We start from the raw sequence: 20,383 nt of genomic DNA on the forward strand, positions 1-20,383 counted from the left end.
GACCGTCGTGGACGCGATCGCCCGGACCCGAAGTGCGGGTGGACGTCGGCCGCGGGGGCCCGGAGGTCACGACACCTGGAAGGACCGATCAACGATGGGCGAGCAGGGGAAGACCAACATCGTCGCCATGTGGACGGCCACGACTCCGGAGCAGGTGGACGAGGGCGACCGCATCTTCCGGAGTCATGCCAAGTGGATGGAGGGCCACTCCCGCTCCGGCGACACGGCCCTGCTCTCGTACCGCATCTCCAAGGGTCCGCGTCTGACGAACCCGCTCGATCCGTCGTCCGAGCGCACCGGTGACACCATCTTCGTCCTCAGCGAGATCTACGAGACCCCTGCCGGCGTGACCGAGCACTGGCGCCTCGCCACCGAGACATGGGAGGACTTCCCCGCGTTCCTGGACTGGAGCAGGGACTGCGGCATCTCGACCCTCCACAGCGGCACCGTCGAGCACGCCCTGTGGTGAGAGCCGCCGGCGCGGCGACGGGCCCGGGGGTGGTGACGCGGGCGCCCGGGCACGGGGTGACGCCGCAGCGAGGGGCGCCCCGGCTGCGTGGCACGCAGCAAGGGTGACCCTCGCTCCGCCCAGCCCTCAGGACGTGAAGCGCTGCTCCAGCTCGCGGATCTCCGCCAGCCCCTCGCGGTCGGCGAAGGCGTCGAGGCCCCCGATCTCGTCGAGCACCCCAGCCGGGGTGCCGTCGGCGCGCAGGCGGGCGAGCACCGAGCGCATGGCCGTGTCGGCGGCCAGCAACGTGGAGACCGGGAACAGGACGAGCGCGAAGCCCATCTCCGCGAGGCGGTCGAGCGAGAGCGGGGGCGTCCGGCCGCCCTCCGCCCAGTTGAAGAGCAGCGTGTGGCCGGAGAGCTCCTTCGCGACGGTCTCGATGGCCTCCTCCGAGGTCGGTGCCTCGACGAAGAGGACGTCGGCGCCGGCGTCGGCGAAGCGGCGCGCCCGCTCGATCGCGGCGTCGAGGCCCTCGACGGCGGCGACGTCGGTGCGGGCGATGATCACCATGTCGTCGGCGCGCGCCGCCACGGCCGCGCGGATCTTGGCGACCATGTCCTCGGCGGGCACGACGACCTTGCCCGCGAGGTGTCCGCAGCGCTTGGGCATGACCTGGTCCTCGAGGTGCAGCCCCGCGAGGCCGGCCTGCTCGTACTCGCGCACCGTGCGGATGACGTTGATCGGGTTGCCGTAGCCGGTGTCGGCGTCGGCGATCAGGGGGACGTCGACCGCGCCGGCCATCCGGCGCGCGTTGTCGACCATCTCGGCCTGCCCGAGCAGGCCGATGTCCGGGCGGCCGAGCAGGGAGGCCGTGGTGCCGAAGCCGGTCATGTAGACGACGTCGAAGCCCGCCTGCTCCACCAGCCGCGCCGAGTGGGCGTCGAACGCGCCCGGCGCGAGGACGGGCGAGCCGCTGTCGAGCAGGGCGCGCAGGCGGGCGCGGCGGTCGGTGGGTCGGCTGAGCAGGTCTCCCACGGCACGGCTCCTTGTGCACAACGGCGGGCGGTGGGACGGCGTCGTCCCTTGTCGTCGCCCCCATCCCACCCTAGATTGCGTACAACGTCGAGGAGGGGTGGCGGTGACGAGGACAGCGGAACGTCCGGCCGGCCGGGCCTCGGAGCGCGCGCTGGCCGACCTGCGGGAGGCCATCCTCTCCGGCGACCTGGCCGCCGGGGCGCACCTCGGGGAGGTCGAGCTGGCCGAGCGTCTCGGCCTGTCGCGCACGCCGGTGCGCGAGGCGCTCACCCGCCTGGCCGCCGAGGGCCTCGTCGCGCTCGAGGCCCACCGCGGCGCGCGCGTCACGTCGTTCACCCCCGAGGACCTGCATGGGATCTTCGACGTCCGGCTCGCCCTCGAGCCCCGCGCCACCGCGCGGGCCGCGGCGCACGCCACCGCCGACGACCTGGACGCCCTCCAGGACCTCGCCGACCGCATGCTCGCGGTCGGCGCGCCGGGCCCCGATCAGGATCTGGACGCGCTGGTCGGGCTCAACCGCGACTTCCACGCCCGCCTGCTCGACCTGGCCCGGGCACCCGCGCTCGCGGCGGCGCTGGCGAACGTCGTGCACACGCCGGTGGTGACGCGGACGTTCCACGCCTACGACCCGGCGTCGCTCGCGCGCAGCCTCGCCCACCACGCCGAGATCGTCGCCGCGTTGCGGGCCGGCGACGGCGACTGGGCCGGCGCGGTCATGCGCTGCCACCTCGGCAACGCCCGTGCGGTCATGGTGGGGTCGCGATGAGCAACCCGCACGGGGCGACGTTCGCCGCACGCGTCGGCTGGGGCGTGCGGCCCGCGGTCGTCGTCGTCGATCTCGTCCGCGCCTACACCGAGCCCGGCGGGCCGTTCTTCCTCGGCTCCCCGACGGTGGTCGACGCCGGCGCCCGCCTGGTCGACGGCGCGCGGGCCGGCGGGCACCCGGTGTTCTGGACGGTGGTGCGCTTCGCCCCCGGCATGGTCGACGCCGGGTTCTTCGCCGCCAAGGTGCCTGCGCTCGCGTGCTTCGCCGAGGGCGCCCCGGGCGGGTGGGGCGAGCTCGCCCTCCGGCCCGGCGCGGGGGAGCCCGTCGTGGCCAAGCAGCACGCGTCGTCGTTCGCCGGCACGTCGCTGGCCGCCACCCTGCGCGCCCGGGGCGTCGACACGGTGGTCGTCGCGGGGGTGTCGACGTCGGGCTGCGTGCGCGCCACCGCCACCGACGCGCTCGCCGCCGGCTTCCGCCCGATCGTCGTCGCCGACGCGTGCGCCGACCGCTCGACGGCCCTCCACGAGCAGAACCTCGCCGACCTCGACGCCAAGTACGCCGACGTCGTCGACCTCGGAACCGCGGTCGACCGGCTCTCCGGCGCGCGGGCCTGACGATCCGCTGACGGTCGCCGGTGCTCCGTCCCGGGGTGTGCCGATCCGTGCCCGTCGGGGCGTTTCGCCGTGCTCGACCCCGGCGGGCGGGAGGAGTAAGCCGGGCATCGACGACCTGGTCGCACCGGTACCGGGCCGCCTCCGCCGCCGAGAACCGTGCGAGGAGCGTGATCGTCGTGAGCGAGCGTCCGCTGTCCGACCGCCGTCCCCACGAGCCCACCGACCTGTGCTGGGAGGTGCGGGCCTGGGCGCCGCCGCCGGGTCGCCGCCCGGACGTCGAGGGGTGGCGCAGCCTCGGGTGGAGCGCCACGCACGACGACGCCGTCGCCCTGGCGCGCGGCGTCACCGCGTCGCGGGAGTACGAGTACGCCGAGGTGTGGGGCCCGGCCGAGATGCCGGCGCCGGGGCGCACGCGCCAGTGCGAGCGCTTCCCGGAGCCCGACGCCGACGAGCGCCGGGCGTTGTGGCTGCGCGCGGCCGCCGAGCACTACACCGACGGGATCGACCTGCCGCACCGGACCTTCGCCGACACGGTGTGAGTGCCCTGGCGGCGTGCTCCCCTGATTCCGTGCCCCGGCACGGGCGAGCGCTCACCAGCCGTCAGGCGAAGGTGCCCAGCTTTGCCAGGTCGACGCCGCCGGGGTAGGAGCGCACCTCGGGCAGCTCCTCGACGGTGACCATCGTGGTGCGCGGCGGCATCCGACGCTCGACGAGCGCGCGCAGGCGCATCCCGGCGTGGGCGGCCAGCCGTTCCGCGCGCGTGGGGACGGCGTAACCCAGGGCCCGTAGCAGGTGCGGGTCCATGAGGCAGGTGGTGCCCCGCCGGACCGCGGGCGCGGGGAGCCGGGAGAACGGCGGGAAGGTCGTCATCAGCGCGAGCGTCGCGTCGGCGACCCGCCGCCCGCCGTCGGTGCAGGAGAAGCGCTCGGCCTCGACGCGGTCCATCAGCGCGGCGAAGCCCGCCTCGTCGTCGGGCATGTCCCGGATACCCATGCGCCGGCCCAGGGCTCGGTAGTGGGCGACGGCGGCGAGGCGCTCGTGCGGGTGCAGCGGGCGCCAGCCGAAGGCGTCGAGCCAGCGCAGCGGCGTCACGACGAACGTGGCGAGGACGTAGACCATGTCGTCGTTCGCGATGCCGTAGCGGCGGTGCATCTGGTTCATCCGCCGGATCGCGGTGCGGGAGTCGGGGGCGTCGAGGCCTCGCTCGACGGTCGCCCCGAGCAGCAGGACGGTGTCGTCGTAGCGCTTCTGGGTGCGGGACGTGAACTCGCCGGTGCGCGCGAGCAGCTCGCCGATCGTGGGCACGGCATAGGTTCGGAAGAGGGCCAGCCCGAGGGCCTGGCGGACGTCCCACGGGAACTCGATGGCCGCGGTGATCCGGTGGATCTCCTCGGCCTCGTCGGGCACCGCGGGGTCGAGTGCGGCGATGCGGCGCACCCAGGCAGACCGGTCCACCGTCGTCTCCCGAACGTAAGAGTGGTTATCTTCGGCCACCACGGAACATAGGAGCTGCTACGTTCTGCGGCAAGGGGGTGTGCCGTGACCGTGACCAACCGCGAGGGGTTCTTCGCCGCGGCGATGGCGCTGCTGGCGCGCGACGGGCGGGCCGGGCTGCGGCTGGCGACGCTCTGCCGCGACGTGGGTGTGACCAGCGGGTCCTTCTACCACCACTTCGGCGGGTGGGACGGCTTCGTCGACGCCCTGCTCGCGCACTGGGAGGCCGTCGACACCCACCGCCTCGCCGAGCTCGCGGCCCGCGAGCCCGACCCCGAGGGCCGTCTCGACGTGCTCAAGCACCTGGCGCTGACGTTCCCGCACGAGGCCGAGACCGCGATCCGCGCGTGGGCGCACGGCGACGAGCGGGTCGCCGCCGTGCAGGCCCGCGTCGACGAGCACCGCCACCGTGTCGTGGCCGAGGCGCTCGTCGCGGCGGACGTGGAGCCCGAGCGCGCCGACCGCCTCGCCGACCTCGCCCTCGCCGTGCTCATCGGACGCCAGCAGCTCCTCGGGCCCACCGACGTCGGCGAGCTGCTCAGGGTCTTCGACCTCGTGAGTGACCTGGGTCGTCATGACGACCCCGATCACTCACGAGGAGCCGGTGGCTCCCTCGCTGCGTCGAACCGGACAGGGACGTCCTCGACGCGTGGCGAGCGCTGATCGTCGACCCCGATCACTCGCGGGGGGACCATCGCGGGTCGTGCAGCAGTTCGACGAAGTTCGGGTTGTTGAGCGCGCCGGTGCGGGCCTCGCGGACCAGGGCGATGGCCTCGCCGGGCTCGTGCCCGCCGCGGATGAGGGCCGCGGCCGAGAGCAGGCCCGAGCGGTTGATGCCCGCCGCGCAGTGGATGAGCACCCTCTTGCCGTCGGAGCGCAGGTCGTCGACGAGGTCGGCGAGGCTGCGCAGGGTCGTGAACGCCGGCGCGGGGCCGTCCTCGATCAGCCAGTGCACGTAGAACTCGACGTCCTCGAGCGGCGGCGCGCTGCCGTGCAGGTCGAACACCGCGTCCCAGTGCTCGCCCGGCTCCGGGCTGCCCGACTGCCACAGGCCCGGCACGATCTCGTGCGGGGGCCAGGGCGGGGGCTCCTCGTCGAGGTCGCTGCGCAGGTGCGCGGCGACGTAGCCGTCGCCCGTCACGTCACCGACCGTTCCGTCCACGGGTTCCTCCGCCTCGGTCCCACGCTCGCCGTGCCCCCAGAGCTTTACATCGGGCCGGGCGCGTCGCACGGTGGTCGCCGTGACCACCACCACGGCCCGGTCCTTCGACGTGGGCGCGAGCACCGACGTCCCCGAGCGCGGGCGGCTCGTGGTGGCGATCGACGCCGGCGCCCGCACGGTCACCGTCGGGGTGTTCCGCTTCCGCGGACGGCTCTTCGCCTACGAGAACGTCTGCGCGCACCAGGGCGGCCCGGCCTGCCAGGGACGGATCGTCTCGCGGGTGCGCGAGCGCCTCGATGCGGAGCAGGGCAGCCTGGGCACGGTGTTCGACGAGGACACGATGCACATCGTCTGCCCGTGGCACGGGTTCGAGTACGACGTGACCACGGGCCGCCATCCCGGACGTCCGGACTACGCGCTGCGCCCGGTGGCCGTCGCCGAGGAGGGCGGCCGTGTCCGCGTCACCCTCTGAGCCGCCCTCGGCGCGTGCCGCGCGCATCGCCGCCCTGGTCGACGAGCTGACCGCCGAGGTCGACGCGGGCCTCGGCGACGGGGCGATCGCGGCGCTGGACCCGGACGCCGCGCGGCGCGGCGTCGCGGTCGCGGGCCGCCTGTACGCCGTCGCCGCCGAGGAGGGCGCGCACCCGCCCACGGGCACCGACCTCACACCCACCGAGGCCGTCGTGCTCGCGACCGCGGCGCTGCGGGCCCACGACCTCAACCCCTTCGACCTCGCGCTGTGGTTCTCGAGGAGTGGTTCATGAGCATCGACGAGGGTGTGCGGCGCCTGCCGACGCAGGAGATCACCACCCACACCGACAGCAGGGAGATCCTCGCCAACGCGGCGGCGGACACCGAGCGCTACGGGCTCGACGACTACTTCATCGTCGACGTCGACTCCCACCACGTCGAGCTCGACTCGTGGCCGGAGATCCTGCAGTACCTCGACAACCCGGTGCTGCGCGACACCGCGAACCAGATGATGCGGAACTGGCCCAACGCCGGGCGGCTGGCCCTGCACAACCACTCGCCCGGCCTGACGATGCAGGACGTCTCCGGGCGCATCCCGCACCAGGCCGCCCTCGCCGAGGAGACCCCGGGGTCCGAGGGCGGGGCGCACCGCGACGTGACGCTGGTGCGGCGGGCGATGGAGGCGATGAGCATCGACCTGCAGGTCGTGTTCCCGCAGCCGATGCTCGAGACCGGCCTGCACCCGCAGCCCCAGGTCGCCACCGCCCTGCTGCAGGCCTACAACCGCTGGTTCACCGCCGAGGTGCTGCCGCGCGAGCCGCGGATCAAGACGATGCTCGGGCTGCCGTTCGAGGACCCCGAGGCGTGCCTGGCCACGGTCGAGGAGTTCGCCGACCACCCGGGCGTCATCGGCTTCCTCGTCACCAGCCAGCGCCACGCCGGCGTGCACCGCAACGCCTACATGCCGCTCTACCGGATGCTCGAGGAGCGTGGGCTGCCGATCGGCTTCCACGCCGGGCCGAACCAGGCCGACTCGATGACGTCGACGATGAACCGCTTCCTCTCGGCGCACTCGATGAGCTTCGTGACCTGCAACATGACCCACATGACCAACTGGGTCATCAACGGCATCCCCGAGCGGTTCCCCGGCCTCAAGACGATCTGGATCGAGAGCGGCCTGGCCTGGGTGCCGTTCATGATGCAGCGTCTCGACCACGAGTACTTCATGCGCCAGTCCGACGCGCCGCTGCTGACGAAGCCGCCGTCGCACTACATCCGCGAGATGTACTACACCTCGCAGCCGATGGAGTGGACCGACGACGCGCTGCTGGAGTCGACCCTGTGCGCGATCGACGCGCAGAACTCGCTGATGTACAGCTCGGACTGGCCGCACTGGGACTTCGACGTCCCCGGCAAGATCGCCGCCATCCCGTTCCTCGACGACCACGCCAAACGCAACATCCTCGGCGAGACCGCGCGCAAGGTCTTCGGCCTCTGAGGTCCGGGGATGGGGGGTGGCACGCTCCGCGTGCCAGCAATGCGGCGTTGCTGGCGTACAACGCCAGCAACGCCGCATCGATCACCGCGCGATCACGGGGCGCCCCCCCGCCCGACGCAGGACGCGCCGCGTTCGGCGCCACGACCGGGCCCCGGGTTCCCGTCGCTGTGTGGTGAGGCTAGCCTTCCTCGCATTCGGGTGAAGGAGGGCCGCGTGGCGCGGATGGCGGTGCTGCCGCTGCTCGAGGTGGTGGCGACCGAGCGCCTCACCCCGCGCATGCAGCGGGTGACGGTGGGCGGCGAGCCGCTGCGCGCGCTCGAGGACGTCGCGCCCGCCGCGCACGTCCGCCTGCTCTTCGCCGAGCCCGGCGCGCCGGTGGTCCTACCGACCCCGGGCTCGTCCGGCCTCACCTGGCGCCCCGGCGCCACGCGGCCGTACGCGCGCAGCATGACGGTGCGCGCCCTCGACCGGGCCGCCGGCGCGCTGACGATCGACATCGCCCTGCACGGCGACTCGGCCGCGGGCCGCTGGGCCACAGCGGCGCGTCCCGGCGACCCGGCCGGCGTCGTCGGCCCCGGCGGCGGCTGGACGCCACCCGAGGACACCCGCGAGGTGCTGCTCGCCGGCGACGAGACCGCGCTGCCGGCGATCGCCGGGCTGCTCGAGGCCCTGCCCCGCCACGCCCCGGTGCACGCCGTGGTCGAGGTGGAGGACGCGCGCGACGAGCAGGACCTCGCCCGCCCCGTGCAGTGGGTCCACCGCGCGCACGGCGGCGCGCTGGTCGACGCCGTCCGCGACCGGCCGGTGGTGCCCGGTACGGCCGCGTGGGTCGCGGGGGAGGGGCACGCGGTCAAGGCCATCCGCGAGCACCTGCGCGTGCACCGCGGCCTGGGTCGCAGCCACTGCCACGCCATCCGTTACTGGACCCGCGGCCGCTCCCACGAGGACTCCGACGCCACGTTCGGCGCCGCCCGCGCCGAAGCCGCGCGGCGGGGGATCACGCTCGTCACCACGCAGGACGTGCACGAGATGAGCTACGAGCTCATGACCGGTGGCTTCCCGATCCCGGTCGGTCCGCCGAGCACCTGAGCACGCCGCGGACATGATCGCCGCCCGTCTGGGGCAGACTCCCCGCACCGACGCAGGGTCGAGGGCGAGGAGTGGCGGGTGGCCGACGAGGGCGAGCTGATCGCCGAGCGCTACCGCGTCCGCACGCGTGTCGGCCAGGGCGCGATGGGCGTGGTGTGGCGGGCGGAGGACGAGCGGCTGCAGCGGGAGGTGGCGCTCAAGCAGGTGTGGCTGCCCGCCGGCGCCGACGAGCAGGCCCGTGACCAGGCGCATCGCCGGGTCTTCCGCGAGGCCCGGATGATCGCCCGACTGCACCACCCGCACGCCATCGGCGTCTATGACGTCGTCGAGCACGACGACCGGCCGTGGCTGGTGATGGAGTACCTGCCCTCGCGCAGCCTCGCCGAGGTGATCGTGACCGACGGGCCGCTGGACCCCGAGCGGGTCGCCCGCCTGGGGCGCCAGGTCGCCGACGCCCTCGCCGCCGCCCACGCGGCCGGGATCGTGCACCGCGACGTCAAGCCGGGCAACGTCCTCATGACCGAGGACGGGCTGGTGAAGGTCACCGACTTCGGCATCGCCCGCGCGGTCGACGACGTCACGATCACCTCGACCGGGATGATGGCGGGCACCCCCGCCTACCTGGCCCCCGAGGTCGCCCGCGGCGGCGAGGCCGACTTCCGCTCGGACGTCTACTCGCTCGGCTCGACGCTCTACGCCGCGCTGGAGGGGACGCCGCCGTTCGGCACCGGCGACAACCCGCTCGCGGTGCTGCACCGCGTCGCCTCCGGCGAGTACGCCCCGCCCGAGCACCGCGGCCCGGTCGCCGCTCTCGTCGAGCACCTGCTGCAGCCCGAGCCCGCGGGGCGGCCGGACATGGCCCGGGCCCGCGACGATCTCGCGCGCCTGGTGTCCGCCACGGCCGGAACGGAGGAGGGGCCGGTCACGCCGTTCTTCGTGCGGCCGGACGGGGGCCCGGACAGGGGTCTGGACGGGGACCTGGACGGGCGCCCGCACGGTGGTCCGGACGCGGGTCACGTCGACGGGGCGGCCGCCGGTCGAGCCGTGGGTCCCGCGGCCGCCGCCGCCCCGGGCCCCGCCGTGGCGGGCCCGCCGTCGGCGCCGCCGGGCGGGACGGCGTCCGGGCCGCCCTCGGCGCCCCCGCCCGCTCCGGCGCGCGCCCCGGCACCCGCCGCGCCCGCACGGGCGGCCGCGCCCGGGACCGCGCCCGCCGCGGCGTCGGTCGTCCCGGTCACGGCACGGGCGCCCGACGGCGACGGGCACGCAGGCGGTGCGGTCGCCGCCGCGCCCGGCACCGGCTCGCCCGCCACCCCCGCGGCGACCACCGCCCCGGTCGGTGCCCCCGACGAGGACGACGACGCGCAGGACACCGGCCGCGGGCGGCGCTGGCCGTGGGTCCTGGCCGCGGCGGCCGTCGTGGCCGTCGCCGCCGCGTTCGTGCTGGCGGCGGTCCTGAGCTCGACCGGCGACCGTCCGACGGCGTCGGTGCCGGGCAGCACGGCGGCGCCGGAGGAGAGCAGCAGCGCGTCCACCCCGAGCGCCGGGAGCGACAGCGGTGCGAGCGGCTCCACCGGCTCCACGGGCGCGAGCGGCTCGGGAACGTTGGCCGGCGGCCCGGAGGACCAGGCCCGCCAGCAGGCGATCATCGACTATTACGGCCTGATCCCGAACCAGCTGGACGAGGGGTGGCGACGGCTCACGCCGTCGTTCCAGCAGCAGACCGCGGGCGGCTTCGACAGCTACCGCGCCTTCTGGGGGCGGATGGAGCAGGTGACGGTCCGGGGCGTCTCGCCGGCCGGTGGGAACGAGGTCGACGCGACCGTGACCTACCGCTACACCGACGGGCGCGAGGTCGACGAGCGCACGGTGTTCCGGCTGGTCCGTCAGGACGGGATCTGGAAAATCGACGGGCAGCGCCAGGCCTAGGGGAGGTCAGGGTCCGAGGAACACGCGCTGCGGGTGCGGGTGGCGCAGGAAGTCGTGGTGGGAGATGTCCCAGCCGTAGGCCCCGGCGGCCTCGAACACGACGACGTCCCCGGCGCGCAGGCGTGCGACGGGGGCGCGGGCGAGGGTGTCCTTGGGGGTGCAGAGCTCGCCGCACACCGTCACCTCCTCGTCGACGACCTCCGGGCGCGGCCGGCCCTCGGGCCACGCCTCGACGGGCACGACGTGGAACGGGTGGCTGTGCTGCCACGACGCGGGCAGGCGGAAGTGGTGGGTGCCGCCGCGGAGCAGGGCGTAGGCGTGGCCGTGGGTGCGCTTCACGTCGAGCACTTCAGCGGCGTAGACGCCGCAGCGGGCGACGAGGAAGCGCCCGCACTCGAAGTCGATCTCACGCCAGTGGGGCGGGAAGGTCTCGACGAGGTCGGCCAGCCCGCGGCAGAACGCGGGCCAGTCGAACGGGGTGTCGAGCGCGGCGTAGTCGACGCCGATGCCGCCGCCGACGTTCACCACCTCGGCGCGCACCCCGAACCGCTCCTCCCAGCCGACGACGACGTCGCGGTAGTGCCCGAGCATCGCGAGGTGGGTGGTGGGGGAGAGGTTGTTCGACAGCGAGTGCAGGTGGAAGCCGGCGAGGCGCAGGCCGGGGAGGGCGGTGGCCGCGTGCACCGCGGCGGGCAGGTCGGCCTCGTCGAACCCGAACTGCGTGGGGCGCCCGGCCATCGCCAGCGTCGCCGCGGGGAACGGGCCGGCGAGGTTGACGCGCAGGAGGACGTCGGCGGTGGTGTCCTGCGCGGTGGCGGCGGCGCTGAGCCGGTGCAGCCCGAGCAGGCTCTCGATGTGGACGCGGGTCACGCCGGCGGCGACGCCCGCCGCGAGCTCGGCGTCGGTGGGCACCGGCCCGCCCAGGAGCACCGCGGCGTCCGGGGCGGCCTCGCCCACCACGGCGAGCTCGCCGCCCGACGCGACCTCGAAGCCGGCGACGATCCCGTCGAGGGCGGCGATCACCCGCTCGTCGGAGTTGGCCTTGACGGCGTAGAACATGCGGCACCGTTCCGGCAGCGCGCCGACGACGGCGCGCGCGTGGTCCTGCAGCGCCGCGAGGTCGTAGGAGAACAGGCACACCGGCTCCGGCGCGGCGACCGCGTGCTCGATCACCTCCCCGTGTGAGCGAAGTTCGCGGCTATGGCCGCGAACTTCGCTCACACGGGACCGGAAGGCCCGCACGGCCAGGGAACGCTCCTCGCCGAGGACGAGGTCGCGCACGCCGCGGGCGCGCCAGCGGTGGACGTCGGCGGGGACTCGGGGGAGGGCGCAGAAGCGGACGCCGTGACGCTCGCACGCGGCGTGCACGTCCTCGACCGCCCGACGCACCAGGGGGTGGCGCGTCCGCCACGGCACCCCGAGCGACTGGGACAGGTCCGCCGCGCCCTCGAGCACCATGTCCAGCCCGGGTGTGGTGACGATCTCGTCGATCACCGCGAGGGCCTCGGCGTCCTCGATCATGGCCACGATCGTCACCCGTGCGTTCGCCGTCACCACGTGCGTCGCGAGGTCGACGCGGCCGTGGCCGACCATCCGCCCCGAGTTCAGCGACCGCATCCCCTCCGGGGCGTAGCGCGCCGCCCGCACCACCGCCTCGACGTCGGCGCGGCAACGCACGTGCGGGACGACGATGCCCGTGGCGCCCCCGTCGAGCGCGCGCAGGACGAACCCCGGGTCGTGCTCGGGGACCCGCACCCACGGCGCGACGCCCGACACCTCGGCCGCGCGGATCATGTCCTGCAGCGTCTCCGGCGAGACCAGCGCGTGCTCGGCGTCGAGGATCACCACGTCGTACCCGGCCGCGCCGACCATCTCGACCAGCGCCGGCGACGGCGTGGCCACGAAGAGCCCCTCCACGGCGGGGCAGTGTGCCCTGCGGGCTCGTGAGCACTTCGGGGTGCTGGAGCACGCGAGAGCGCTCACGTGCGCGTGGCGCACCCCGCGAACCACCCCGACGGTGCGAGCGCCCCGCCCTCGACGAGGCGCGGGGCGTAGTGGTCGGAGTACACGCGGGCGATGAGCTCGCGGCGGCTGCGCACGCCGACCTTGTTGAAGATTTTCTTGAGGTGGTCCTGCACGGTGTAGGCCGACAGATGCAGGCGGCGGGCGACGTCGGCGGTGTCGACGCCGGCGAGCACGAGGCCGACGACCTCCCGCTCGCGGTCGGTCAGCCCGTACGAGGCGACGACCAGCGGGATCACCTCGGGCGGGCGGGCGTCCTCGAGGGTCACGACGACGTCGGAACGCCGGTCGCCCCGCCCGACCAGCGGCGAGGCGTGCGCGACCACCCAGCGCCCCGACCGCGACCGCAGCCGGGCGCGCGGCACCGCGGCCGTCGGGTCGGACGCGCGCCGTCGGGCGGCCCCGATCAGTGCGCACACCACCTGCGGCAGCCGCGCGTCGCCCAGCGGGCCGCCGCCGAGGTCGGCGATGCGCGCCTCTGCGCCCGGGTTGGCCTGCACGACCTCGTCGTCGGCGCCCATCACGAGCACCGCGGGCGCGTCGTCCCCCACGTCGGTCAGACCCACCGCCCCCGCGACCAGCCCGGCGCGCAACCCGCGCGCGAACCCGGCGGCCACCGAGCTCACGAACTCCTGCTCGGCGAGGGTGAACGTGCGTCCGCCCTGGTGGAACAGCGCGATGCCGCCCCAGGTCGCGCCGTCGGCGGACAGCCCGGCGCGCAGCTCGTCGGAGTAGTCCCAGATCGGCCGGAACATCTCCGCCCAGCGCCGCGAGCGTGCCGGGTCGCCCTGCGTCTCGGCACCGAGGGCGGCGACGCCGCCGGGCTTGCGGCACACGCGGCGGAAGTCGTAGACGTCGTCGACCTCGTACTCGTAGTACGCCCACTCGAGGTCGTGGTCGTCGTCGACGTCGCCCCACTTGACCGTGGCGGTGACGAGCTCGGTGGCCGGGTCGACCGTGGCGAGGCAGGCCGCGGAGAACGGCAGCGCCGTACGCAGCGTCTCGATGGCGGCGGCACCGAACGTCGGCCAGTCGAGGCCAGCGGTGGCGAGTCCGTCGATCTGCGTGCGCACCCGCTCGGCGCTCACCGTCATGTCACGCACTGTAGTAGCAGTTGCGGCAGTCGGGGTATCCCAGATTCCTGGGGTGGCAGGACACCAGCGCCCTGGGATGGGCGGGCGGTGATCCACGGTTCAGGCTCCCTGCCATGTCACCTCCCCAGCTCAGCGAGATGAAACGGATCAACCCGACGTCCTGGAACGCGCCTTTCCGCCACGACCAGGCTCAACTCCGCCCGGCGCCGAAGCAGCTACTCACCGTGGCTGGACAAGGTTCGGTCGGCGCCGACGGGGCGCTCCTGCACGCCGGCGACATGACCGCGCAGATGGCGCTGACGATGGCGAACGTCGAGGCGCTCCTCGCCGCCGGCGGGATGGACCTGCGCGACGTCACCCGCCTCGTGGTCCACGTGACCGACATGGACGCGGCCGTCGCGTCCTACGCCGCGATCACCGAGCGGCTCGACGCCGTCGGCGCCACCCCGCCCTGCACGCTCGTCGAGGTCGCGCGCCTCGCCCTGCCCGGTATGGCCGTCGAGATCGACGCCACCGCCGGCCGCTGACCCCCGCACGGACACCGAAGAGAGGACACGACCGTGACCACCTCCGTCACCGCCCCCGCCCTGCTGCGTCCCGAGGACGCAGAGTTCACCGCCGCCGTCGCGCCGTTCGTCACGACCCTGACGCCACGCCCCGATCTGGTCGTGGCGGCCCGCAGTCCCGGCGACGTCGTCGCCGCGGTGCGGTGGGCGGGCGCCGAGGGCCGGCCCGTGACGGTCCAGGCCACCGGCCACCAGCTGGTCAGCGACCTCGCCGGTTCGGTGCTGATCTCCACCCGCGACCTCGACGGCGTCCGGGTCGACCCGGTCGCCCGCACCGCGGTCGTCGGCGGCGGTGCGCGGTGGAAGCAGGTGATCGCCGCGAGCGCGCCCCACGGGCTGGCGCCGGTCAGCGGCTCGTCGTCGAACGTCGGTGTCGCCGGCTTCTGCCTCGGCGGCGGGCACGGCCCGCTGTCCCGCGCGTTCGGCACGGGCGCCGACCAGGTGCGCCGCATCCGTGTCGTGACCGCCGACGGAATCGAGCGTGACGTCGACGCCACCCGCGAGCCGGACCTGTTCGCGGTGATGTGCGGCGGGAAGGCCGGGTTCGGCGTCGTCACCGAGATCGAGATCGCGTTGCATCCCGTGTCCCGGCTCTACGGCGGCGGGATCTTCTTCCCCGGCGAGGCATCGCCGCAGGTGCTGCACGCGTGGCGGGAGTGGATCGCGACCCTGCCCGACGAGGCGTCGAGCTCGGTCGCGCTGCTGCGCCTGCCCCCGGACCCGTCGCTCCCGCCGCCGTTGCAGGGCGCGTTCGTCGCCCACCTGCGCTTCGCGTACCTCGGCACCGCCGAGGAGGGGGCGGCGCTGCTGGCCCCCATGCGGGCGGTCGCGGAGCCGGTCGCGGACATGGTCGACGAGATGCCGTTCGCCGCGATCGACGCCATCCACGCCGACCCGACCGAGCCGATGCCGGTGTGGGACGACTCGGCGACGCTGTCGGAGCTGCCCGCCGAGGCGGTCGACGCGCTGCTGGCCGCGGCCGGGCCGGGCGTGGACACCCCGCTGATCATCGCCGAGCTCCGCCAGCTCGGCGGGGCGATCGCCCGGCGTCCCGACCGGGCGCACGACGCGGTGGCCGGCCGCGACGCGGGGTTCACGCTCTATGCCCTGGCGCCGATGTTCCCGCCGGTCGCCGCGATCGCGCCGGCCGCGACGAGGGCCGTGGTCGACGCGCTGCGGCCCCGGGTCGACGGGGGGCTGCCGAACTTCCAGGGGCTCGCTTCCGGGGGCCGGCTCGGCGCGCTGTGGGACGCGGAGACCCTGGCGTGGCTGACGAGCGTGCGCGAGCAGTACGACCCCGCCGGGATGTTCCGGACGGTGGGGCTGCGCTGACCGGCCTACGTGCGTGATCTTCTGAGCTATAGCTCAGAAGATCACGCACGTAGGGGGTTCGGCAGGGCGTGGACGCGGAGCTCGGTGTCGGGCCAGAGGCGGCGGGTGGTGAGCCTCTCGACCTCGATCATCGGGGCGAAGACGTCGAACACCGCCAGCCGCTCGCGGAACCCCGGCACGCGCTCCGCGTGATCGCGCACCGCCCGCGCCACGACCGCCCAGAACTCCTCCTCGGCGAACCCGTACTCGCCCGCCAGGAGCCACGCGATCTCGGCGAGGTTGACGAAGCACAGGCAGTCGAGCAGGAACCCGGTCACCTGCGCCGGGTCGTCGGTCTCGAGGAACGAGTTGGCGTTGGGGTGACCCGCCGGCGGGGGCTCCACCACCGGAGCCGGAGCCGCCAGCAGCGGCCGCGAGAAGCGCACGCCGTCGTGGAAGTCCTTCAGCGCCACCCGCGTCGGCAGCCCGCCCGCGTGCACCAGCAGCATGTTCTGCGCGTGCGCCTCCAGCGCGACACCGTGCACGACGAGCAGGTGCACCAGCGGCAGGACCGACACCGTGACCAGCCGCTCGACCCACCCGCGCGCGCCCTGCGCCCGGATCCACGGGTCGATCAGCGGCACGCCCTCGGCCGACCGCGACACCAGCCCCGGGAACGGCACCGCCCGCTCGCCCGGGTGCAGGTGGACGTGCAGGCTCTCGCGCCAGATCGCGCCCAGCCCCGGGTCGACGGTGACGCCGAGGATCTCCCGCAGCACGATCATCCGTGCCTTCTCGGCGAGCACCGGGTCTCCGGCCACCATCCCCGCCAGCCAGTCCGAGATCGGCGCGGCGTTGCGCACCGTGTGCGGCGCCAGGCCGCGTGACGTCGAGGTGTTCGTGATCGCCAGCGGCAGCTTCACCGACGGTCGGTGCGGCACGCCGACGCAGGCCAGCGTGCGGATCGACGCCTGCGGGCGGTACGCGTCGGGGTCCGGCCCGCCCACCCGCAGCGCCCCGGACGCCAGCGCGTCGGCGTGGGCCGCGATCACGTGGTGCTCCCACTGCCAGGGGTGCACGGGGATCCCGACGCGGCCGGTCGGCGCGCTCCACACCACGGCCGGGTCCAGCCCCGCCGCCGCCGACACCGACGCCAGCCCCGGCACGGCGTCGACCAGGAGCGGTCGCACGACCGGCGCGAACTCCGGGGCGTAGGCCAGCAGGTCGCCGACCCCGAAGCCGATCCGCGACTTGTACGCCGGGTGGTAGCGGTGCCCGTCGGCGGTGAGCGCCTCGAGGACGTCATGCCCGGCGCCGGGGTCGAGCGGGACCCGCGGCCGCCGGTGGAGGGCCAGCGCGTCGCCCAGCACGGTCGCCGCCAGCTCGACGCCCAGCCGGGCCCGGCACGCGGGGTCGGCGTGGATCGGCGCCTCGGCCAGGAACTCGCCGGGGGTGACCGGGCGGCCGTCGCGGGTCACCGGAGCGGTCAACCGCACCCGCCCGAACGACGCCGTCCGCACGAAGCGCAGCGTGAACGGCCCGCAGGTCGTCCCCGGCCCGCCGCCGCCCGACACCGCCACCGCGTCCTCGAGCACGAGCGACTCGACCAGTTGGGCCAGCACCCGCTCGCGCACCGGACCGGCCGCCGCGAGCGCCGCGACGATCTCGGCCGGCGAGGCGGTCACGGCACCGCCCGCAACGGGTTGGCGACCCACGTCGTGCCGGCCGGCATGCTCGTGCCCCGCGAGGGCCCTTGCTTGAGCAGCGGGCCGAGCACCGCGCGGTACGGCCAGCTCTCGGCGTCGAGCAGCGCGGCGTGCAGGGTCTGGCGCACCACCGGGCTGCGCGTGCGCTCCACCGACGCCTCCACTGCGTGCCGGATCACCGACCACCACCGCGGCTCGAGTGTCCCGGTGTGGCGGACCAGCGCGTCGACCACCCCACCCAACCCCACCTGCAGCCCCAGCGTCGCGAAGAACCCGATCAGCGCGCCCGGCGTGTCCAGCACCAGCGACTGCGACCCGCCGGGCGCCAGTCGGTAACCGGGGTCGGGCACCGAGAGCCACCGGGGGTGCACGCGCACCGCGTCGTGGTCGCGCAGGACGAGCCGCACGCTCCGGCCGTCAGAGAGCTCCAGCAGCACGTTCTGCCCGTGCATCTCGGGGAGCACGCCGTGGCGCAGGAACCCGATCCCGACCTCGACGACGGCCTCGGCCACCGCCGCGAACACGGCCGCGGGGTCGCCGAGCTCCGCGAGGGACCCGTCCCAGGCCGGGGCGGCGAGGGCGGCCAGCGGCACCCGCACGGCACCGCCCCCGGCCGGCAGCCGACGGACGACGGCCGCCAGGTGCCCCGGGCGCTCGTGGAACTCGTCGCCGCCGCCGGGGCGGGCGAAGCCGACCCACGACGTCTCGTCGGCGACGGCCACGCGCGCGGCCAGGTCGGGGTCGGCGTCGAGCACGTCGCGCAGCACCCGCTGGCCGCGCTGCGCGTGGTCGAGCGAGCGCGCGGGCAGCAGGCGCGCCGAGCCCAGCGTCGTCACCCCCAGCGGCAGCTTGAGGTGCACGCCCCCGCCGAGGTCCAGCGTGCGCAGCGACGCCGTCGCCCGCCCCTGCCCGATGCCGCGGGCCAGGGCGACGACGGTGCCGTCGGCGAACTCGGGGGCGAACGCGACGGGCAGCACGTGCTCGCGGTCGAAGGGGTGCACGGGCACCGGGACGTGGGTGTCCGGGCACTCGACGTCCCAGCGCGGCGCCGGCCCCTCACCCCGGCGCACGTGGTCGCGCCGCACGCCCACCCAGTCGAGGTCGACGAGCCGCCCCGGGCCGAAGCGGGCCAGCTCGTCGGTGCCCCACCCGACGACGGCCCGCGCCGTCGGGTGGAACGGGCGTCCGCGGGCGACGGCGAGCTGCTCGCCGACCCCTTCGGACAGGGCGCCGGCCGGCGGGCCGGCGACCTCGGCGTGCGCCACGGCCGTCGCCAGGTCCCGGGCCACGACCTCGCGCGCCGGCGCCTCCGGGAAGAGCAGGTCCACGAGCTCGGCAGGGCCGGCGACCTCCCGCAGCGGCTCGCCGGGCACCCCGACCAGCACCGGGCCGTCGACGTACCGCGTGGCCTGCAGGACCCCGCCGGGACGCGCCGGCCAGCCCACGCACCGGCCGTCGGGCAGCGGCAGCCGCACGCACGGGCCCGGCCAACCGTCCGGTGCCGGGGTGAGGCGGGCGCCACCCAGGCCGGCGAGGTCCTCGGCGACCGCGGCATCGAGGAGGTCGCGCAGGACCAGGGTCGTGGCGGACGGCGTCACCGCGGCGTCGCGACCCGTCGCGCCCGCGCCCGGTCGAGCCAGGCGTCGTCGTAGACGCGGTCGAGGTAGCGGTCGCCCCGGTCGGGGAAGATCGCGACGATCCGGGCCGGCGGCACGACGTCGTCGAGCAGCCGCCGCACCGCAGTGACCACGGCGCCCGTCGACCCGCCCGCGAAGATGGCCTCGGCGGCCAGCAGCTCCCGGCACGCCTCGGCGGCGGTGGCGTCGTCGACGTGCTCGACGCGGTCGATCTCGTCGGGGGAGTGCAGCTCGGGCACCCGGCTGGAGCCCAGCCCCGGCAGCTCGCGCCGTGGTGCCGTCTCCCCGCCCACCCCGCCGAAGATCACCGAGCCGACGGCGTCGGCGGCGACGACCTGCAGCGGGTCGCACACCTCGCGCAGCCGCCGCGCGCACCCCAGCAGGCTCCCGGTGGTGGACACCGCACCGACGAGGTGGGTCGGCGGGGCTCCACCGGCGCCGAGCTGGTCGACCAGCTCCGCGCCGGTGCCGTGGTAGTGCGCGAGCCAGTTGCGGTCGTTGGCGTACTGGTTGATCCAGACGGTGTCGGGGGTGGTCGCGAGGACCTCGTGGACGCGGGCGAGGCGGGTGTGCAGGTAGCCGCCGGCGGCGTCGGGCTCGTCGACCACCTCGACGTCCGCGCCCAGCCCGCGCATGATCGTCACGTTGGCCGCGCTGGCGTGCGGGTCGACGACACAGGTGAACGCGAGCCCGTGCAGCCGCGCCGCCATCGCCACGGCGACCCCGAAGTTGCCCGAGCTCGACTCGACCAGCCTGCTCCCCGGTGGGATCGACCCGTCGGCGAGCCCGCTGGAGACGATGAACCGTGCCGAGCGGTCCTTCATGCTCCCGCCGGGGTTCATCAGCTCGAGCTTCGCCAGCACCTCGACGCCGGGCCGCGCGAACAGCCGGTCCAACGCCACCACCGGCGTGGTCCCGACCGCGCCGAGGACCGACGGGTGCACGGACCCCGCGGCCCGGGTGTCGAGGCCCGGCCGGGGCCCACGGGCGAGGGTCACTCCCACCTCCGTCGCGAGCGGATGCCCGGGAGAGGTGGAGATCCCCCGCCCCCGTGGAAGGGGAGCCTAACCACGCCCCCGCGACGGCTCGGCCACGGGCGGGCCGGTCCGGCTCAGACATCCCATGGGCTCTCGGGTCAAGCTGCGAATATCTGACGGTGTCCCCAGGCGGTGGTCTCGTCGTAGCGGGTTCGGGTCTTGAGGCAGCCGTGCAGGATGCCCACGAGGCGGTTGCCGAGCTGGCGGAGCGCGGCGTGGTGGCTGGTGCCGCGGGCGCGTAGTTGGTCGTAGTAGGCCCGCGCGCCGGGTGAGGCGCTCAGGGCGCAGAACGCCCATTGGTGGACCGCGTCGCCGAGGCGGCGGTTGCGGGCGTAGCGCGCGAGCACGACGGTCCTGCGTCCCGAGGCGCGGGTGATCGGGGAGGTGCCGGCGTAGTTGCGGCGGGCCTTGTGATCTTGGTAGCGGTGCGGGTCGTCGCCGAACTCGGCGAGCACCCGGGCGCCGAGCACGGTCCCGAGTCCCGGCTGGCTGAGGTAGATCTCAGCG

At 75.1% G+C, this 20,383-nt stretch carries 21 protein-coding genes; 12 read left to right on the forward strand and 9 right to left on the reverse strand.

Annotation, left to right across the window (positions count from 1 at the left end; translation table 11 throughout):
- Positions 1 to 94: 94 nt before the first annotated feature.
- Positions 95 to 469 carry a hypothetical protein gene (locus C8D89_RS22075; RefSeq protein ID WP_116710269.1) on the forward strand — a complete coding sequence of 125 codons (375 nt, stop codon included), beginning with the start codon at positions 95 to 97 and terminating at the stop codon, positions 467 to 469.
- A gap of 126 nt (positions 470 to 595) precedes the next feature.
- On the opposite strand, the gene C8D89_RS22080 is transcribed toward C8D89_RS22075, so the two are convergent.
- Positions 596 to 1,483, reverse strand: coding sequence for an isocitrate lyase/PEP mutase family protein (locus tag C8D89_RS22080; protein WP_243418298.1), 888 nt, complete (start codon positions 1,481 to 1,483; stop codon positions 596 to 598).
- 103 nt (positions 1,484 to 1,586) lie between these two features.
- Here C8D89_RS22080 and C8D89_RS22085 point away from each other — a divergent pair, with 103 nt between their 5' ends.
- From C8D89_RS22085 to C8D89_RS22095, 3 genes are all read left to right on the forward strand, one after another.
- Positions 1,587 to 2,249 carry a GntR family transcriptional regulator gene (locus C8D89_RS22085; RefSeq protein WP_116710318.1) on the forward strand — a complete coding sequence of 221 codons (663 nt, stop codon included), beginning with the start codon at positions 1,587 to 1,589 and terminating at the stop codon, positions 2,247 to 2,249.
- Positions 2,246 to 2,863, forward strand: a complete 618-nt coding sequence (locus C8D89_RS22090) for an isochorismatase family protein (RefSeq protein WP_116710271.1) — start codon at positions 2,246 to 2,248, stop codon at positions 2,861 to 2,863. Before C8D89_RS22085 ends, C8D89_RS22090 begins: the two co-directional genes overlap by 4 nt.
- A 176-nt stretch (positions 2,864 to 3,039) precedes the next feature.
- A complete protein-coding gene (locus C8D89_RS22095; protein WP_133252017.1) occupies positions 3,040 to 3,402 on the forward strand; it encodes a hypothetical protein in 363 nt (120 codons plus the stop codon).
- 61 nt (positions 3,403 to 3,463) lie between these two features.
- Here C8D89_RS22095 and C8D89_RS22100 read toward each other — a convergent pair whose 3' ends face one another.
- Positions 3,464 to 4,318 (reverse strand): oxygenase MpaB family protein, encoded by an 855-nt coding sequence (locus C8D89_RS22100; protein ID WP_116710273.1) that lies wholly within the window; start codon positions 4,316 to 4,318, stop codon positions 3,464 to 3,466.
- Positions 4,319 to 4,402: 84 nt separating this feature from the next.
- On the opposite strand from C8D89_RS22100, the gene C8D89_RS22105 reads away from it, so the two are divergent.
- Positions 4,403 to 5,020: a TetR/AcrR family transcriptional regulator gene (locus C8D89_RS22105; protein ID WP_116710274.1), complete on the forward strand. Its 618-nt coding sequence runs from the start codon at positions 4,403 to 4,405 to the stop codon at positions 5,018 to 5,020.
- A gap of 13 nt (positions 5,021 to 5,033) precedes the next feature.
- Here the strand turns inward: C8D89_RS22105 and C8D89_RS22110 are convergent, their stop codons facing one another.
- Positions 5,034 to 5,519, reverse strand: a complete 486-nt coding sequence (locus C8D89_RS22110; protein WP_133252018.1) for a protein-tyrosine phosphatase family protein — start codon at positions 5,517 to 5,519, stop codon at positions 5,034 to 5,036.
- Between the two features lie 79 nt (positions 5,520 to 5,598).
- On the opposite strand from C8D89_RS22110, the gene C8D89_RS22115 reads away from it, so the two are divergent.
- The 5 genes from C8D89_RS22115 to C8D89_RS29875 all read left to right on the forward strand — a co-directional run bounded on the left by C8D89_RS22115 (position 5,599) and on the right by C8D89_RS29875 (position 10,503).
- The gene (locus C8D89_RS22115; RefSeq protein WP_243418299.1) at positions 5,599 to 5,991 is read left to right on the forward strand and encodes a Rieske (2Fe-2S) protein; all 393 of its coding nucleotides are present in this window, start codon (positions 5,599 to 5,601) and stop codon (positions 5,989 to 5,991) included.
- Positions 5,972 to 6,283, forward strand: coding sequence for a hypothetical protein (locus C8D89_RS22120; protein ID WP_116710277.1), 312 nt, complete (start codon positions 5,972 to 5,974; stop codon positions 6,281 to 6,283). The genes C8D89_RS22115 and C8D89_RS22120 overlap by 20 nt, the downstream gene beginning before the upstream one ends.
- The gene (locus tag C8D89_RS22125) at positions 6,280 to 7,488 is read left to right on the forward strand and encodes an amidohydrolase family protein (RefSeq protein WP_243418300.1); all 1,209 of its coding nucleotides are present in this window, start codon (positions 6,280 to 6,282) and stop codon (positions 7,486 to 7,488) included. The genes C8D89_RS22120 and C8D89_RS22125 overlap by 4 nt, the downstream gene beginning before the upstream one ends.
- Positions 7,489 to 7,710: 222 nt before the next feature.
- The gene (locus tag C8D89_RS22130; protein ID WP_243418306.1) at positions 7,711 to 8,577 is read left to right on the forward strand and encodes a siderophore-interacting protein; all 867 of its coding nucleotides are present in this window, start codon (positions 7,711 to 7,713) and stop codon (positions 8,575 to 8,577) included.
- A 78-nt stretch (positions 8,578 to 8,655) separates the two neighbouring features.
- Entirely contained in the window at positions 8,656 to 10,503 is a 1,848-nt protein-coding gene (locus C8D89_RS29875) for a serine/threonine-protein kinase (RefSeq protein ID WP_207787357.1), read from the forward strand.
- Positions 10,504 to 10,509: 6 nt separating this feature from the next.
- Here the strand turns inward: C8D89_RS29875 and C8D89_RS30470 are convergent, their stop codons facing one another.
- Together C8D89_RS30470 and C8D89_RS22145 are read right to left on the reverse strand one after the other, a co-directional pair.
- Positions 10,510 to 12,420, reverse strand: a complete 1,911-nt coding sequence (locus C8D89_RS30470; RefSeq protein WP_116710280.1) for an aldolase/citrate lyase family protein — start codon at positions 12,418 to 12,420, stop codon at positions 10,510 to 10,512.
- Positions 12,421 to 12,482: 62 nt separating this feature from the next.
- Entirely contained in the window at positions 12,483 to 13,619 is a 1,137-nt protein-coding gene (locus C8D89_RS22145) for a response regulator transcription factor (RefSeq protein ID WP_116710281.1), read from the reverse strand.
- A gap of 137 nt (positions 13,620 to 13,756) precedes the next feature.
- Between C8D89_RS22145 and C8D89_RS22150 the strand changes: the two genes are divergently transcribed.
- Both C8D89_RS22150 and C8D89_RS22155 read left to right on the forward strand, forming a co-directional pair.
- Entirely contained in the window at positions 13,757 to 14,146 is a 390-nt protein-coding gene (locus C8D89_RS22150) for a RidA family protein (protein WP_207787362.1), read from the forward strand.
- Between the two features lie 33 nt (positions 14,147 to 14,179).
- Entirely contained in the window at positions 14,180 to 15,517 is a 1,338-nt protein-coding gene (locus tag C8D89_RS22155; RefSeq protein WP_116710283.1) for an FAD-binding oxidoreductase, read from the forward strand.
- A 41-nt stretch (positions 15,518 to 15,558) separates the two neighbouring features.
- On the opposite strand, the gene C8D89_RS22160 is transcribed toward C8D89_RS22155, so the two are convergent.
- From C8D89_RS22160 to C8D89_RS22175, 4 genes are all read right to left on the reverse strand, one after another.
- Positions 15,559 to 17,181 (reverse strand): IucA/IucC family protein, encoded by a 1,623-nt coding sequence (locus tag C8D89_RS22160; RefSeq protein WP_116710284.1) that lies wholly within the window; start codon positions 17,179 to 17,181, stop codon positions 15,559 to 15,561.
- Positions 17,178 to 18,800 (reverse strand): IucA/IucC family protein, encoded by a 1,623-nt coding sequence (locus C8D89_RS22165; protein ID WP_165825863.1) that lies wholly within the window; start codon positions 18,798 to 18,800, stop codon positions 17,178 to 17,180. Before C8D89_RS22165 ends, C8D89_RS22160 begins: the two co-directional genes overlap by 4 nt.
- On the reverse strand, positions 18,797 to 19,837 hold the full coding sequence (gene sbnA, locus C8D89_RS22170) for a 2,3-diaminopropionate biosynthesis protein SbnA (protein ID WP_116710286.1): 1,041 nt from the start codon (positions 19,835 to 19,837) through the stop codon (positions 18,797 to 18,799). The genes C8D89_RS22165 and sbnA overlap by 4 nt, the downstream gene beginning before the upstream one ends.
- Positions 19,838 to 19,974: 137 nt before the next feature.
- A partial coding sequence (locus C8D89_RS22175; protein ID WP_133252019.1) for a transposase occupies positions 19,975 to 20,383 on the reverse strand: 409 nt, incomplete at its 5' end.

It is taken from the genome of Actinomycetospora cinnamomea, from assembly GCF_003096675.1.
Lineage (GTDB): Bacteria > Actinomycetota > Actinomycetes > Mycobacteriales > Pseudonocardiaceae > Actinomycetospora > Actinomycetospora cinnamomea.

Bases quoted from the DNA above. Each gene is read 5' to 3' on its own strand.
- C8D89_RS22130 (WP_243418306.1), top strand. From the start codon at position 7,711: ATGGCGGTGCTGCCGCTGCTCGAGGTGGTGGCGACCGAGCGCCTCACC.
- C8D89_RS22075 (WP_116710269.1), top strand. From the start codon at position 95: ATGGGCGAGCAGGGGAAGACCAACATCGTCGCCATGTGGACGGCCACG.
- C8D89_RS22145 (WP_116710281.1), bottom strand. From the start codon at position 13,619: ATGACGGTGAGCGCCGAGCGGGTGCGCACGCAGATCGACGGACTCGCC.
- C8D89_RS22125 (WP_243418300.1), top strand. From the start codon at position 6,280: ATGAGCATCGACGAGGGTGTGCGGCGCCTGCCGACGCAGGAGATCACC.
- C8D89_RS22150 (WP_207787362.1), top strand. From the start codon at position 13,757: ATGAAACGGATCAACCCGACGTCCTGGAACGCGCCTTTCCGCCACGAC.
- C8D89_RS22090 (WP_116710271.1), top strand. From the start codon at position 2,246: ATGAGCAACCCGCACGGGGCGACGTTCGCCGCACGCGTCGGCTGGGGC.